Annotated in this window: 13 protein-coding genes; 9 read left to right on the top strand and 4 right to left on the bottom strand. The window is 34.1% G+C overall.

Going from position 1 to position 15085, the window contains the following annotated elements; all coding sequences use genetic code 11:
• The first annotated feature begins 1 nt into the window (after position 1).
• Together DPQ89_RS16280 and DPQ89_RS16285 are read left to right on the top strand one after the other, a co-directional pair.
• Positions 2-346 (top strand): histidine triad nucleotide-binding protein, encoded by a 345-nt coding sequence (locus DPQ89_RS16280; protein ID WP_127718091.1) that lies wholly within the window; start codon positions 2-4, stop codon positions 344-346.
• Positions 347-426: 80 nt separating this feature from the next.
• Entirely contained in the window at positions 427-2031 is a 1605-nt protein-coding gene (locus DPQ89_RS16285) for a hypothetical protein (RefSeq protein WP_127718092.1), read from the top strand.
• A gap of 14 nt (positions 2032-2045) precedes the next feature.
• On the opposite strand, the gene DPQ89_RS16290 is transcribed toward DPQ89_RS16285, so the two are convergent.
• Positions 2046-2807 (bottom strand): hypothetical protein, encoded by a 762-nt coding sequence (locus DPQ89_RS16290; RefSeq protein WP_127718093.1) that lies wholly within the window; start codon positions 2805-2807, stop codon positions 2046-2048.
• Positions 2808-2946: 139 nt separating this feature from the next.
• Here DPQ89_RS16290 and DPQ89_RS16295 point away from each other — a divergent pair, with 139 nt between their 5' ends.
• On the top strand, positions 2947-3579 hold the full coding sequence (locus tag DPQ89_RS16295) for a hypothetical protein (protein ID WP_127718094.1): 633 nt from the start codon (positions 2947-2949) through the stop codon (positions 3577-3579).
• An 85-nt stretch (positions 3580-3664) separates the two neighbouring features.
• A complete protein-coding gene (locus tag DPQ89_RS16300) occupies positions 3665-5560 on the top strand; it encodes a hypothetical protein (RefSeq protein ID WP_127718095.1) in 1896 nt (631 codons plus the stop codon).
• Between the two features lies 1 nt (position 5561).
• Here DPQ89_RS16300 and DPQ89_RS16305 read toward each other — a convergent pair whose 3' ends face one another.
• A complete protein-coding gene (locus tag DPQ89_RS16305; RefSeq protein ID WP_127718096.1) occupies positions 5562-5948 on the bottom strand; it encodes a hypothetical protein in 387 nt (128 codons plus the stop codon).
• Positions 5949-6127: 179 nt separating this feature from the next.
• Here DPQ89_RS16305 and DPQ89_RS16310 point away from each other — a divergent pair, with 179 nt between their 5' ends.
• The 5 genes from DPQ89_RS16310 to DPQ89_RS16330 all read left to right on the top strand — a co-directional run bounded on the left by DPQ89_RS16310 (position 6128) and on the right by DPQ89_RS16330 (position 13503).
• The gene (locus DPQ89_RS16310) at positions 6128-7291 is read left to right on the top strand and encodes a GNAT family N-acetyltransferase (RefSeq protein ID WP_127718097.1); all 1164 of its coding nucleotides are present in this window, start codon (positions 6128-6130) and stop codon (positions 7289-7291) included.
• Positions 7288-8442, top strand: coding sequence for an acyl-protein synthase (locus tag DPQ89_RS16315; RefSeq protein ID WP_127718098.1), 1155 nt, complete (start codon positions 7288-7290; stop codon positions 8440-8442). The genes DPQ89_RS16310 and DPQ89_RS16315 overlap by 4 nt, the downstream gene beginning before the upstream one ends.
• 1 nt (position 8443) lies before the next feature.
• Positions 8444-10834: an acyl-CoA reductase gene (locus DPQ89_RS16320; protein ID WP_127718099.1), complete on the top strand. Its 2391-nt coding sequence runs from the start codon at positions 8444-8446 to the stop codon at positions 10832-10834.
• The gene (locus tag DPQ89_RS16325; RefSeq protein WP_127718100.1) at positions 10831-12075 is read left to right on the top strand and encodes a phenylacetate--CoA ligase family protein; all 1245 of its coding nucleotides are present in this window, start codon (positions 10831-10833) and stop codon (positions 12073-12075) included. The genes DPQ89_RS16320 and DPQ89_RS16325 overlap by 4 nt, the downstream gene beginning before the upstream one ends.
• Positions 12076-12141: 66 nt before the next feature.
• A complete protein-coding gene (locus DPQ89_RS16330) occupies positions 12142-13503 on the top strand; it encodes an HD-GYP domain-containing protein (RefSeq protein ID WP_127718101.1) in 1362 nt (453 codons plus the stop codon).
• On the opposite strand, the gene DPQ89_RS16335 is transcribed toward DPQ89_RS16330, so the two are convergent.
• Both DPQ89_RS16335 and DPQ89_RS16340 read right to left on the bottom strand, forming a co-directional pair.
• A complete protein-coding gene (locus tag DPQ89_RS16335; protein WP_127718102.1) occupies positions 13500-14348 on the bottom strand; it encodes a class II glutamine amidotransferase in 849 nt (282 codons plus the stop codon). The two genes, DPQ89_RS16330 and DPQ89_RS16335, sit on opposite strands and share 4 nt — an antisense overlap.
• Positions 14349-14423: 75 nt before the next feature.
• A complete protein-coding gene (locus tag DPQ89_RS16340) occupies positions 14424-15080 on the bottom strand; it encodes a TetR/AcrR family transcriptional regulator (protein WP_127718103.1) in 657 nt (218 codons plus the stop codon).
• Between the last annotated feature and the right edge of the window lie 5 nt (positions 15081-15085).

Consider the following 15085-nt stretch of genomic DNA (forward strand, 5'->3'; position numbering starts at 1 on the left):
TATGAGTAACTGCATTTTTTGTAAGATTGTGGCCGGTGAAATTCCCTCTACAAAGGTTTATGAAGATGAAAAGGTTTTAGGCTTTAAAGATCTTAACCCTATGGCAGAAGTGCACAACTTATTTATTCATAAAGATCATACTCAAGATTTAAATGATCTAAGTGATAATAAGCAAGATCAATTAGGTGATATATTTAGTGCGATCTCTAAGTACTCTAAAGAATCGAAACTCGCTGAGGATGGTTTTAGAGTTGTCACAAATATAGGAAATAATGGAGGACAAACTGTTTTTCATACACACTTCCATGTTCTGGGTGGACAGAGGCTTGGAGGGTTTGGTTCATAAGTGAATTATGAACAACTCAAGCTTCCATCCGTCTTCCTATAAGTCTATTAAGGCCTTATAACTCCCTTAAAGGAGTTCAAATGAAACGATTATTATTCTTATGCTTAATTACTTTAATATCATGTTCTAAAAAAAATGAGTTATCTCGCCAAGAATCTCGTGAGAATCAACCAGAATCGATTACGACAAAAAATGAAGGCCCCTCTTCTAATGTCTCCCGTTTTCCTGTGCTGTCTCTTGGCCTTGAACCTAGTATAAATCTAGAGTTGATTGGTAGTACAAATGGTAAGGTTTTAAATAAAGAGTTAAATCTAAAACCAAGAAACTTTATTAGATCTAAGATGGAGAGGATCTTATTTAATAAAAGTTCCGAAGTTATAAAGTTAGAAGACTTATTTAAGTTCGAGTACTTCTTAGAAACAAGAGATAGAGTTAAGTTATTTGAGGGATTATCATTTTCAGATGTTACTGAATATATTGTCTCAGCTTCAACTAGGTTTAAAGTTAGTAGTAATCAAAAACAAGGTGTGGTTAGAGATATTTCTTATAAGTTTTCTTATTTTGATGGTAATAGAGATGCTGAAATAAGCAGTGTCTATGAAGATTTAATCAGATATGAAAATGAAAATGAAATCATTGATTTAACGAGTGTTCAAAAAAGAGAGTATTCATTTCTATCGAGTCGATCATCATTTAGCGAACTCGTAAATATTTTCATAACAGGAAAATCTCTTCTTTACGAAATTGTAGATTATGAACATGATAAACGATCTCTTCGAGATTGGATTTTAAAAGAGTCTTCAACCTCTAGTCATCTTCTAATCTCAACTAAAAAAGAAACACTACATTTTAAAATTCTAAATGGAGAAACAATACGTGAAGCAATACAGAGACAAGCTAAGTCTTATGAAATTTCTCAAAATAATAATATAAAAGAAATTAATGGAAATAAGGGAGAGTTTTTAGTCTTAGATAAAGTTGATATCGATAGAGAGCTGGAAGCTGGTGATATCTTTTCAATCTATCTAAATGAGCAGTCTTCAGTACCATCATTTGGCTCTTTTGCAATTTATCAAGAAGGTGACTCACTAGAAGTCTCTGGATTTCAAAAGAAAACAGGTACGTTGGAATTCTATATAGAGTTATCTCGTAAGAGCTACTCTTTATCTCATGAGAATTACTCTCTACCCGTGAGAGCTAAATTTCTATCTGGTTGCAATCAGCACGGTGAAAATTGTATTAGCAGTGCTCCACTTCAATCTCAGCCAAGAACTTGTGAAATCGAAGCATCCTCTCTTATTGGCACTGAGTTTGTACAAATCTCTGAAAATCAAAAAGATTATATTAATATAAATTTGGACGGACATTCCCATTCTTTAAATGATCTCATCGAAAAAGACATGGTCACTGTTAATCAAAGTTATGGTGTATTACATATTATATTGAATAACTTCAATTCTCTAAATGATTACAGAGAAGTTACTATTTCTACTACTTCAGACCTTAAGGTGGCCCAGGAGTATAGAAGATCTAAGAATTGTTTTCTATTTGATTGGATTAGACAAATGGGTCCAGGCGAAAATAACTATGGTAGACAGTTAGACTATATCGAAGGTTTTAATGCAATGGAAAGAGATGTAATGATTGGAGAAGATTTTAGAATGAATGTATTAAGTATAAAATAGTAGGAATTAACCTACTACTTTATATTCTCAGAAAGGCCATTAAATAGAGAACCAATGATGGCCTTTTGCATTCTATTTAATTCATATACTTCGGCCATAATAACAACAGGGCTCTTTTTAATTGTCGCGGTAATTACAACCTGACCTTTTTCACTATTATATTCAATGATTTCGAAAGTACTATTAAAGTCCTTTTCATAATTCTTCATTATTTTTGCTTCAAGCTCTCCGCCCTCAGATGGATTAGGAATTCTGTCTCCTTCAACTTTTACTTGAATCAGCTTGTTTTTTTCATGCTCTTTTTTTCCCATAAGAATATCGTTGAAAATTATTCTTATAGATTTTGCTCCTAAATTAGACTTAAGTATGAACCAAAGCTCTTCAAAGAATGTCGTTCTATCATTTGGCCAAAGTCCGTTTAGATGATTAATTACTTTAAATAACTCTTCTACGAGAGTCACATTATTTTGAAGTAACCAGTTATCATGAACTCGTGAGAAAATACTCTTAGCGCTATTAAAGTCTAATTTTTCAAAATTATTAAAATCAATATTCGCTTCTTTGGAAGATCTGATTGGGAAGAATTTACTATCTTCTAGTAGAGCTGACTTTAAATCCTCACTTTCAATAAGGTCTTCTTCATAAAAAAGTGCTTGAATATCAGCGTTCTTTATTTCGGCCAAGTCTAATATTTTACCATTATCATTTTCAATATTATTAAATGACTTTAAGAGAAATTGATTCTCCGACTTTATAAAACCTACATTGAATTGCATTTGTGTGTGTCCTGTCTAAATTTTTTCAAATTCTATCTTATGCCTTTAGAAATGTGAATAAGAGAAGGAGACAAGAGCATAATTAGAGGAAAAAAGCGCCGAAAATGCTTACTTATGACACGTGTGGTAAAATTAATGCATGAAATACTGTCTTCTTTTTGCGCTTATTTTTGTTAGTTTCGCTTCGTTTGGGCAAGATGAACGGCAATTTAGGGCGCTATTTTCTGCTGAGTTAAATAAGGATATTTCGAAGGAATCCGTGCAGAGCTACAAGTATGAAGTCAATACGCCACTATATAAAATTGATTTAAACTCTGATCATAGAAAGGAGTCTGTATTCTTTGAATCTAAAGACGGTGAGTCTTGGATACATATTCTTGGTTATGACCTCAAGAGAATTAAGTCATTTAAATTTGAAACAAATGGATATGGGGCAAATCTTTATAAAATCCGAATAAAAAACCTATCTGATACAACGCTTGTACTTGTTCTTTATTTTTATGAAGGTCTTACTAAGTACACCGAGTTAAATTCTACTTCGAGGCTTTATTTTTTAACAGTTGACCAAAATAGTTTGGATACTGTCTCTTTTAAAAAAGGACCTGTTTTTTGGGAAGAGAAGAGGACTCTGCAAGGTCACTATCATCAACGACCAAATTTTCTGAGTTTTGTTGATTTAAATAAAAATGGAACTAGAGAAATAATTGTTAAACAAGGATCTAGCTCTAGTGTTTATATGTATAACGGCGAAGGTCGCTGGATAGACTTCTGACCAATCTACTCAAATAAAATTATTCAAGAAGAGCTTCAAAAAACCGATAATTATATTAGCGTATATAAGAAATATTGGACTTTTGATGAATAAGACTAGAATACTATTATCACTATCTTTCCTGCTGCTTTCAGCTTGTTCTACTACTAAGGTGAATACAAGGGAAGTCGCCTCTCTTGGAGATGTTGCTCCTGCCGAAAAGGGAGCCTGTATTCAAGTCATTAAAACTTTTATAGGGGCCAAGAAAGTAGTTAAAAAGAAAGGATTGTCAGATTTTTTTCCTTCTAAATCTCCTTATGCTCCAGAAAAGTTAAAAGCACTTTCTAAAGTAGAGTCTGTCCTTTCGGATAAAGAATTTATTGTTAATGACTTCAGTTCAATTAGAAAAAGATTTAGTACTTACTCTTATTCTAAGATTTCCTCAGATTCTTCAAAAGAAGTGGATGCTGTCGAGTTTAACACTTGGGTGCAGATGAATATGTCCAAGATTTCGTCAGAGCTATCAGATGAGTTAAGTTTTGCTCAAGCGTTTGATGAATTACTACCTTTGTTTAAGAAATGGAAAATAGAAAATGGTTTTTCCTTTAAAAATCTTGCTAAGCTCAAAAAGAAAAGTCCAGAGTTTGTTAGTGCCAAGAAAGATGTCATTTCTTTTGCTGCTGATGGATATAACTCGATAGTTAATAAGAAATTGTCGAATTACTCAAACTACAAAGAGTTTTTAGAAGATGCGGCAAATTCTATTTCCAATTTTCACATCATTGAAGAGAACTTTCAAGGTGATGATTTCTTTAGATGGTTATCGGAGAATGACTTACTTTCAGATGAATTATTTAAAAAGATGAAAAATAACGTGCAAGAAGATCAAACTATGGGAGACTTTTTGGCAGGAAATTACTCTACATTTCTTCCTTTCTCTAAGAAACCCCTAGGTCCAAAAAAGTCTGTAAGACAAAAAATGCAAGACTTTGTTGTTGGAATGTTTACTAAGCATGAATCTGCTTTAAAGAGTTGTGGTGATGACCCAGATTGTATTGCCAGAGAGTCTAGAACTTTCTTTGAAAAGTTAATGGGCGCAGATCGTTTTAAGAAAAACTTCAGTTGTTTAAGACAATTTCCACAGGCCAGAAACGCAATGTATGTAGATTTTGTAACCTCTTGGGCAATGTTAGGAATAATGTATAAGAGCAATGAGGATGAGTTCCAACGCTTTCCATGGGAGATTGCTACTAATGGTTTAATCTTTACACCTATAATGTCTGAAATCAATTGTCAGGCTTCTTTTCAGACGCGTAATGCTTTTGGTGGTGCAGTAAATCTAAGCAAGCAACCAAGTAAAACTGCCAGCTTCCTTAGAAATTGGAGAAGAATGGCCGGAGTAAGCCTTGTTTCAGGGGTCAGTCTTGTTGGACTTGGGGTTACATATAATGAGTTATATTCTTCATTGGGAGTTCCTGTTGAAAATACTGGAAACTTACAAGAGCAGATTAAGTTATTGCCTTTTATGTTTATGTGGTCTGGAGTGTTAGGAAGTCTTAAAAATATCGCGATTACTAACCCTCTTAAATATAAAGTGATTCCTAAGCTTGCAGGTATGATTCAGACAAAAACAGGAATCGCCGCCACAGGTGTTGCCGGACTAACGGCCTTAAATTTTGGCTTCGCCTCTGGAGCAGAATTTTATGAGAGTTGGAGCTTTAATGAAATATGGAGATATCATGTCCTTCCAAAGTATCTTGAGATTGCAGGTTACGATAGAGAAGGTGATGAAGAGTTAAATGGTCGAACGACAATTAATGCATTTGATGAATCAAGAGATATATATATCACTGAATATGATAATGGAGTTAAGACTAGTGTTACGGTTGAGAAGTCATATGATGATGAGGGAAAAGAGTATATCAAAGTTGAAGATATAGATTTAGAGATTCCAGACTATATTTTAGAAGAAAGTGTTGAAGGGATTCCTAAGGTCAACTAATTTAAGAGGCCTTAGGAAAGTTCATATCATCATCGTCATTACTAGGCTTTTTCGAGTTTAGATCAACTACATTATTAGGTGCTTCATGATCAAGATCTTTAACCCCTTTCATGAGTCCTAGCCAAACTGCAATAGGTAATACCATTACCATTAAAAGAACAAGAACTTGATTCGTTGTAGAAGTTGTCTTCTCTTGCATTTGATTTAGAGTCTTTTGTTTAACTTCTTTTTTAGTCTTTACAGGAGTTAGGGCCTTCGTTTTTTTCTGATTGAAGTTATAAGGCGTTGCCTTTTCAGGTGCTACATCATCGTACTGGTCAATTGATATCCCAGTAACTGGCTCGACGGCAGGCTTTCTCGCAAAAGACATATTTGTCATTAAAAACATAAAAAATACTAAAATTAGGCATTTACTGATTTGTCTCATAGTTAACCATTTGATAATACATTGTAATATTAGGTAAAATCCCTAAATATTTTTCAATAAAGTAGGGAGAGTCCTTACTTTATGATACATGGCAATAGTATTTTATATAAGTGAGAAAAATTCACCCAAAGTGAGTAGAGATGGAAACAAATATCGAAAAGGCAAATCTTAGTGATGTTAATGAATTACTTTCATTATATCTTAGTGTTTATGGCGAAGATTACCCATTAGAAGTTGGAACAAAACGCTCGGTTATGACTGATGCGCTTCAAAGACCTGAAGAGTTTTATTGGTACGTGATGAGATGCCCTGAGAAAAAAACGATAGCAGCTTCCGGAATTATTCAGGTCGATGTCCCAAATCAAATTGCAAAGCTTTCAGGTGTTGCTGTTCATAATGAATATAGAGAACATGGCCTGGCCACTAGATTAATTTCTTATGCTGTTAATGAAGTCCTAAGAGAAAAGAAAATAGTTAATTCAATTTATGCAACTGCTAGAACTATTTCTTACTCATCTCAAAATATGTTAATGAGAAATGGATTCATTCCATTAGGATTCTTTCCAAATTGTCGTAAAATAAAGTCATATGAAACACTTGCTCTCATGGCCATTTTCGGAGATGGGATTTTAGAAAAGCGAAATCCTATAAAAGCACTACCTGAGTCGATTTATTCATTTGCTTCTCTCGTCGAAAAAGAAATTTCAGGAAGAGAGAATTTTTATACTTGCCAAGAGCATACACCAAAAAAACCAAAGAGCTTTCACGATCTATCCTCAAAAGAAGGTGAATTTGAATTTATCTTTGCTCCAAAATTTGTTCAAAAAAGATTTGATGAAATATTTAAAGATGATACGGAGTCTTTGTTTTATCCATTTCATCGTCCAAATTTACTAATCTCCAATATGGAAAATGGAATTGAGTTCTTTGCAGCATTCAGTAAGAAAGATCACTACTGTGTGATTATCACTGCAAATAAAAATATATCAACTCTCGGAGAGAGTTTGAATAAAATGCTATTTGCGATGAAGGATATTGGTATTTACTATGTTGAAACTATGGTTAGAACAGACCGTTTTGATGCGATTAGATATCTTACTGGAAATGATTTTTTGGCCTCGGCATTGTATCCAGCTATGAAAATAGAAAATGGAGTTCCACAAGATTATGTCCTACTAACTAGAACGATGGTTCCTTTAGACTTTAGTGAAATTTCAATTTCAGATAACTTAAGGCCTTATTTTGATCACTATGCTAAGCAGTGGATCGGAAATCATCTGAATACACTAAAGGTCGATGTATGAATGAGTTAAAAGTTCCCAACGCTCAAAAACTTTTGAAAGTTCAACAGTTGTGTGACATCGAAACTCCATATAGTAATCATGCAAAGAGCGATGGGCTCTTTGTCGAAGCGATGAAAGAGAATATTCAATGGCATATCGAAAATAATGAATTTTACTCAAAGTTAATCAGCTCAAAGAATTTTAATATCAATGAATTTAACTCTATTGATGATCTTAAGAAAATTCCCTTCATTATCGCAAATTTTTTTAAATTTCATGAAGTTAAATCTATAGATGATTCGGATGTTTCTTTACATTTAACATCATCTGGAACTACTGGACAAAAATCGCAAATATTCTTTGATGATTGGACAATTGGTAGTGCCCAAAGAATGGTTGATTGGATCTATCAAAGCAATGGGTGGATTACTGAAGATAAAACTAATTACCTTCTATTCACTTATGAACCCGAAGAGGGGAGTAAGCTAGGTACTGCTTATACAGATAACTTTCTATGTAAGTATGCCCCTATCAATGCTGTCCATTACGGACTTCGTTATCTCGGAAAAAAAGAAGGACACAAGTTCGATGTCTTTGGTTGTATAGCGGCCCTTCAAAGGTATGAAAAGGAAGGTCTCCCTGTAAGAGTATTCGGATTTCCTTCATTCTTTTATTTTACTTTAACAAAGATGAAAGAATTTGGAATGGAGCCATTAAAACTAAATCCAGAGTCTTTAGTCTTCTTAGGAGGTGGTTGGAAAGGCCATCAGGATAAAGCAATCTCAAAGGATGAATTCTATTCTCTATGTGAAGAGATGTTAGGTATTCCAAATGCTCGACTTAGGGATGGATTTGGTTCTGTAGAGCATTGTATACCTTATATTGAATGCTCTAAGCATCGCTTTCATATCCCTACGTGGTCTAGAGTTCTTGTAAGAGACGTTTTAACTTTAGAAAGTTTAGAAGATGGTGAAATTGGATATCTTAATTTTATATCACCTTACATTACATCGGTACCTGCTAATAATGTCTTAATGGGAGATTTAGCGAGAAAGTATTCAAAGTGCGAATGTGATTTAGATACACCTTGGTTTGAAGTCCTAGGGCGCGCTGGTATCTCTAAAAATAAAAGCTGTGCAGTCGCTGCAAGTGAATTGTTGGATAAGGTATAATATGAAGATTTTAGCGAAAAACCTTGAGGTTATTAGTAAGGATCAACTTGAGGCCTTGGTGGAAGAGTCATTGGAGTTAGAGTTATCACTAAGTGATTTAATAAGTACTCTTGATGACTTTTCTAAAAAAGTACTAGAGCTGGACTATGACCGCGAACTTCTAAATGAAGTTTCTAAGTTTTGCTCGAAAGAAGAAATTGAAAATAAAGTAAATGTTGAGCTTGGCTCTCTTGATTCTTTTAGTCTTAAGAAAGAGGATTTTAGCTCTGTTGCGATGGAAAGCTTCTATCCATTAGGAGTTGTTCTCCATATCACGCCATCAAATTCTCCAGGTCTTTCCTTTCTTGCGATGGTCGAGTCCTTATTAGGTCTAAATACAAATATTGTAAAAGTCAGCCGTAGAGATTCTGATGAGATATTTGATTTTTGCAATTTATTATTCGAATGTGATCAAAGTGGGAAAATAAAAGATAAGACGATTATATTGAAATCAAGTGATCTTGAATTGTCTGAGTTAATAAATGTAAGTGATGCTGTTTCTTGTTGGGGTGGAGATTCTTCAATAGAGACTATTCGTCAAAGTGTGCCAGTAAGCAAAAGATTCATTCCGTGGGGACATAAAATTTCATTTTCCTTAATATCTAGGAGTGTTTCTTATATAGAGTCTGCTAAAAAGTTGGCAGAGGATATTGTAAAGTTCGATCAGCAAGCATGTTCTGCTCCACAGATATGCTATCTTTTAGATGCTAACTTTGAAACTCTTAAAGAATTTTCAGGTGTTTTATCTAAAGAGTTAGATAGATTAAGTGAGTCTAAGCAGCTAGCAACGCTAGATATTCAAGAGCAAGCAGAGCTTACAAATATTAAAGAGCTATTAAACTTAGAATCTCTTTTTAATGAAAAGATGGTCCTTGAGAGTAACACTAATAGTTGGCGGATTTATATTGAAATGGATTCGACCTTTAAAGCATCTCCACTTAAGAGATCTATTTGGGTTAAGCCTATTACTAAAAATTCTTTAATACCTATTCTAAGACAACACAGATCTCACTTACAAACTGCTGGGATTCTTCTAGGAGAAGAGTTTTCTGATATAACTAAACAGCTCTATAAGGCCGGAGTTGTAAGAGTTAGAGAATTAGGAACTATGCAAGACTCATACTCTGGTGAACCACATGATGGTGAGCAGGCCCTCAGAAGGTTTGTAAAGAGAATCTCTCTGGATGTTCCTCAATTGAAGACAAAGTATAGATTTAGTGAGCTTGCATTAGAACAGAGGGCTAAAAGAGTTTCAAAAGTTATGACTAAGGAAGACTTTCAGGCGTTGGTTCCAAAGCATGAACTGGCCCACCTATTCTTTAGAAGTGGAGGAAGTTCTGGAAAAACTGCAATTTCCCCGTTTTCCTATAATGCTTACCATACTCAAATGCAGGCCGCTGCAGAAGGTCTGTACGCCGCTGGACTTGATCCTATGAGTGATCGTGTTGCAAACCTCTTTTTTGGGGGAGGACTTTATGGAGGTTTTTTAAGCTTTTACACAATTTTAGAAAAGCTTAAAGTTGTTCAATATCCATTAGCGGCTTATGAAGACAAGTGTTTTGTAGCATCTATATTGGCAGAATGTGAGGTTAATACGATAGTCGGAATGCCTTCTTACATTATTGAACTATATGAATCTCAAAAAGAACTTTTAAAAAAATCAAAAATAAAGAAAATATTCTTTGGTGGTGAACACTTTGGTAAGAAGCAGCGTCAATGGCTGTGTGATGAATTTGGTGTAGAGCTTATTCGCTCTGCAAGCTATGGCTCTGTTGATGCTGGTCCGCTTGGATTTCAGTGTGAATATTCTGAAGGTGGTATTCATCACTTAAATGAATCAATACAGGACCTTGAGATTTTAAAGGTCGACTCGGACGAAGCTGTAGAAAGTGGAGAGATTGGAAGACTTGTCTTTACATCTAAGGCCAGAGATTGTGTTGATATTGAACGGTATGACTTAGGAGATCTGGGCCGATGGATTACTGATACTTGCCCTTGTGGACGTAAGAATAGGAAATTTGAATTATTAGGAAGGCATGGGGATATTTTTAGAGCAGGTGGAACATTCTTTAATTTTCTTAAATTTCAAAAATTGCTCTTAGATGAGTTTGAGTATGATGACTCGTTTCAAATAGTGATTACAAATAATAATTCTAAAGATCATCTTCTGCTGAGAGTTGTTGACAAGAAAATTACAAATTCCTTAGTTGTTGAAAAATATAGGGATCTTAAAGAAGCTATTGAAGTTGAAAAAATGCTTCTCTTCGATATTGATTATACCTCTCACGAAGGGATGGACCATTCTTCAAACAGTGGAAAGCTATTACGAGTTATAGATAAGAGGATTATATGAGTAGTTACTCTTTTTCAGAGTTATTAGAATTTGTACGAGAAAAATCGCCATACTATAAAAATCTCTATAGTGAGTTGCCAACTGATGTGAAAATTGAGCAATTACCAATAACTGATCAAGAAGTGTTTTGGAATAATAATTCGTTTCATGGTAACTCGGTCATGACTGATAGATTTTCAGATGGAGTTGTTTTTAAAAGTGGAGGAACTACCGGAAATCCAAAATTTAGTATCTTTACTAAAAGTGAGTGGGATCAATTTACGACTGACTTTGGTAAGGGGATGGATAAACTCAAAATGAAAGATGGTGATAGATGCGCTAATCTTTTTTACTCAGGTGATCTCTATGCTTCATTTTTATTTATTAATAAATGTGTCGAAAAAATGAAAACCTCTGTTACTCAATTTCCTGTAACCGGTCAAACTGATGTAGAAGAAACTCTACGCATAATAAAAGAATATGATGTAAATGTTTTATTAGGAGTTCCAACTTCCCTGATTAATTTAACTTCGCATTGTAATGTTGATATGTCTCATGTAGATCAAATATATTATGGTGGAGAGCCGTTATTTGAAGATCAAAAGGAAATTCTTCTAAGAACATTTCCTAACGCTTATATTTCGTCAATAGGATATGCAAGTGTTGATGGTGGTCAGCTTGGTTATGTGGATGATTCTTGCTCTTTAGGAGAGCATCGAGTTTTTGAAACAACTATTATGGAAATCGTTGACGAAGACACGGGCGAAATTATTAAAGAAGTAAATAGAGTTGGAAAGCTAGTCTTTACTAATCTAACGCGAAAGCTTATGCCTATCATAAAGTATCCTGTGGGCGATATGGCCAGCTGGACTGAGGTTGGAACTAAATTTAAGTTATTAGGTAGATCGGATGAAGGGGCTAGAGTGGGTCCTATTACAATAAATAGGGATGATATACTTTCTATTTTCAGATCTTTAGATATCGAAAAACAAATTCAAAACTTTCAAATGATTATCGATAGAAATAATTCAAAAGACTTCTTGAAGCTTGTTATTGGCTCTGCCGATGAGGAGTCTTTGAAAGAGTGCCTTGAAAAGTTGGACTTAATTCAGGCCTTCTATAAGCAAAGAAAAATGTATTTGACTGAGCTTGAGAAAGGGCTTGTAGAGAAGTTTTGCTATGAGGTTGTAAATATTGATAAATTAACGAAGAATCCTAGAACAGGTAAACTAAGATTAGTTATAGATAAGAGACATAATTAACTATCTTCTCTTAGATCATATGTACGTGCTATCATTTTAATATACTAATTTTAAACGGATAGACTCTTGAAAATTCTTGTTGCTCAATCAAATTTAAAACAAAAAGATAGATTCAACCTCTATCTTGATAATTTACCTACAAATGTTGAGGTATTTGAAGTAGCGAACTATGTTCAATTGCAAAGCTCTTTAGAGCAGATGGATGATATTGATCTGGTGATTGCTAGTCATGATAGCTCCACTTTAGAGGGAATGAAGATCTCTACTTTTATATCTCAATCACATGAGTGTGATCTGATTGTTAATTCAGATAGTTCCTTAGAAGAGAATTTTGAAAGAAAGTCTTTTGATGCTCTTGGAGATAGGGCACATCAAATCGAAAATAAAATAAATTGTGAATCATTTCATAATTTAATTTTAGATATTCTTAAAAGAAGAAAAGAATTAAATTTTGCTTATACGCAAGAGAAATATCGAAAAGTACGACTAATATACTTTCTACGATTTAATAGAGTTTTGTGTGATGTATTTATAAAGATTGGTGAAGATAAATTTGTTAAGGTCTTAAAGAAAGATGACATTTATACTCGTGAGGATTTACAAAAATATCGTGATAAAGAAGTAAAATACCTCTATATCGATAATGATGACTACGATGACTTTGGAGCAGGGCTTGCTCAAACACCGTTTCTAATTGAGGACAAATCTTTGTCTGCTGAATTTGTTGAAGATGCAGTTATAAACACATTGGATATAGTTCACGAAATGGTTGCAGAGTCGGGTGTTACTGAAGAAGTATTAAACCTTGTAGATTATACTGTTTTTCAAATTGAAAATAACCTAGATGATGATCGAGTCTTAGGAAAGTTATTAGATAATTTTAGAGGTCGAAAAGATTATATTCTTGATCATAGTTATATGATGGCATACTTTTCTAATTCTATTTGTTCTCATATGGATTGGGACTCTGAAGAAATTAGAAAGAAACTCTCTTATGCTGCTATTTTGCAAGACTTAACTGTTAGTGACGCTAAGATTGCATATGATGTAAATTTACAAACAGCTGAAATGATCAATTACTCAGTTGAAGAGATCGAGATCTATAAGAAGCACCCTGAAACGATAGCAAAACTTATTGCAAATAATGATAAGATTCCATTGAATGTAGATGAGATTGTATTATGTCATCATGAAAGGCCTGAAGGGACTGGCTTTCCAAGAGGGTTAAGTCATCATCGTGTATCTCAGTTAACAGCTGTTTTTATCGTAGCTCATGTATTTGTTGATGAGCTTTATAGGTGCGAGTTTGAATTAGATAAAATCACTGAGATTCTAGAAAGAATGAAAGTTTCATATGATTTCGGAAACTATAAAAAGCCATTCCAGGGGCTTGTAAATGTGTTCAAAAAAACGCTTCTAGTCGGTTAGTTAGAACTGCTAATAGATAATTTCATTTCAGAATCTACTCCAATCAGCTGACCTAGTTCTAAAGGAATCCATGTATTTTCACCATGAAGTGGCTCACTTGAAAATATTAAGTGATTAACTTTTCCTGTTACAGTTGGAGCTTCACATTCTACACTAAAGTGTGGACAAGTATCTCGTTCCACACACTTTACTTTGAAAGTAGAGTAATACAGCTTCTTTCCTCCTTGATGTGCCACCATGGTACTTCCATTTGTTAGCAGAAATGTTAAATAGGTCTCTGTGTTCTTCCCTTCATCGTGAGGACAATAGTCTCCAACAATGCTAGTGAGCTTTTTTATGGATTTCTTTATGGATGCTTGAAGAACTTCAATAGAACAATCTAACTTAGTTGTATCTGTTACATCATCAAGGTCTGATAGTAAAAAATAGAATAGCAATTCCGAATCTGTCGATCCTAAAATAAATCTCTTAAATCTAGGCTTTATCTCATCGAGTAGTTGATCTTTGAACTTGTCGAAGTTTTTAATATTTCCATTATGAGCGAAGACCCATGGCCCATACTGGAAAGGGTGAGTGTTCAGTAGACTTACTTTGCCTAGAGTAGCATTTCTTATATGTGCAATTACAGTTTCTGAGCTTACAACACCAGATACGGTTTTAAAAATTGAGTCATTTACAGCTGTTTTTTCTGACTTAATAAGGTGTGGTGAACCTGCAATATAGTAACAAACTCCCCATCCATCAGGGTGCCTATTGCTTTGCACTTCTAAGGCATTCTCAGCACTCACTAAACTATGGTGAACCTGACTTTGAATAATAGATCTAAAACCAAATAATCTACACATATTAATCCTACGCTATAATTGACTAATTATAGCATAGGCAAAAGCTAGAAAAAGAAGATTGAAAAAAATTCTAGTTTAGTAGTTTTGGAAAAGAGTTTCATCCCATTGATCCTTAGGGGAGTTTTTGATGAAAGAGAGAACTGAACGGCATAAGAAGCGCACATTTCTTTCGTTAAACTCTTCTGAGAAGTGTTTAAGATTACACACTTTTTCTCTGATTATAGAAGAGTTGAGAATAATTGCCGTGTGAGTAATATGTGAGAAAATAATTTTCATTGCCCAGTAGCGAGCATCCATTGAAACTTCCTCTCCAACCTCTTTAGTAATTATCTCAAGAAGTATTCCTCCTCCAGGAGGTCCAAAGTGTCCATTCTCATCACTGACATGTTCTTTAGGGATTTGTACATTATCATTTAAAATAACCTTAAAGGTTGTTAATAGTGAATGTCCATTCTCTAGAAAGTGCCTAAAGGCCGTTATTGTGAACTCTTCAGTAGTCATTTCTTGTCCTTCAAGAACGACTTTAAAGATCTTCTCAAATTCACAACAATTTTGATCGAATAATTCACAATATAAATTATTTTTATTCTTAAAGTGATAATTTACTGCCGCTAAGTTAACCCCTGCTTCTTTGGCAATATCTCTAATTGATGTGCCATCGAAACCATAGTTAGCAAATAGTTTGTTGGCACTTTCAAGAATTTTAGCTTTAGTCTCATTTACTTTTGTCATTAGAC

Source organism: Halobacteriovorax sp. HLS, from assembly GCF_004006665.1.
In the GTDB taxonomy this organism is placed as follows: domain Bacteria; phylum Bdellovibrionota; class Bacteriovoracia; order Bacteriovoracales; family Bacteriovoracaceae; genus Halobacteriovorax.

Excerpts from the sequence above, each read along its gene's own strand:
- DPQ89_RS16285 (WP_127718092.1), top strand. The coding sequence starts at position 427 with ATGAAACGATTATTATTCTTATGCTTAATTACTTTAATATCATGTTCT.
- DPQ89_RS16325 (WP_127718100.1), top strand. The coding sequence starts at position 10,831 with ATGAGTAGTTACTCTTTTTCAGAGTTATTAGAATTTGTACGAGAAAAA.
- DPQ89_RS16335 (WP_127718102.1), bottom strand. The coding sequence starts at position 14,348 with ATGTGTAGATTATTTGGTTTTAGATCTATTATTCAAAGTCAGGTTCAC.
- DPQ89_RS16340 (WP_127718103.1), bottom strand. The coding sequence starts at position 15,080 with ATGACAAAAGTAAATGAGACTAAAGCTAAAATTCTTGAAAGTGCCAAC.
- DPQ89_RS16280 (WP_127718091.1), top strand. The coding sequence starts at position 2 with ATGAGTAACTGCATTTTTTGTAAGATTGTGGCCGGTGAAATTCCCTCT.
- DPQ89_RS16320 (WP_127718099.1), top strand. The coding sequence starts at position 8,444 with ATGAAGATTTTAGCGAAAAACCTTGAGGTTATTAGTAAGGATCAACTT.
- DPQ89_RS16300 (WP_127718095.1), top strand. The coding sequence starts at position 3,665 with ATGAATAAGACTAGAATACTATTATCACTATCTTTCCTGCTGCTTTCA.
- DPQ89_RS16290 (WP_127718093.1), bottom strand. The coding sequence starts at position 2,807 with ATGCAATTCAATGTAGGTTTTATAAAGTCGGAGAATCAATTTCTCTTA.
- DPQ89_RS16310 (WP_127718097.1), top strand. The coding sequence starts at position 6,128 with ATGGAAACAAATATCGAAAAGGCAAATCTTAGTGATGTTAATGAATTA.
- DPQ89_RS16295 (WP_127718094.1), top strand. The coding sequence starts at position 2,947 with ATGAAATACTGTCTTCTTTTTGCGCTTATTTTTGTTAGTTTCGCTTCG.
- DPQ89_RS16305 (WP_127718096.1), bottom strand. The coding sequence starts at position 5,948 with ATGTTTTTAATGACAAATATGTCTTTTGCGAGAAAGCCTGCCGTCGAG.
- DPQ89_RS16315 (WP_127718098.1), top strand. The coding sequence starts at position 7,288 with ATGAATGAGTTAAAAGTTCCCAACGCTCAAAAACTTTTGAAAGTTCAA.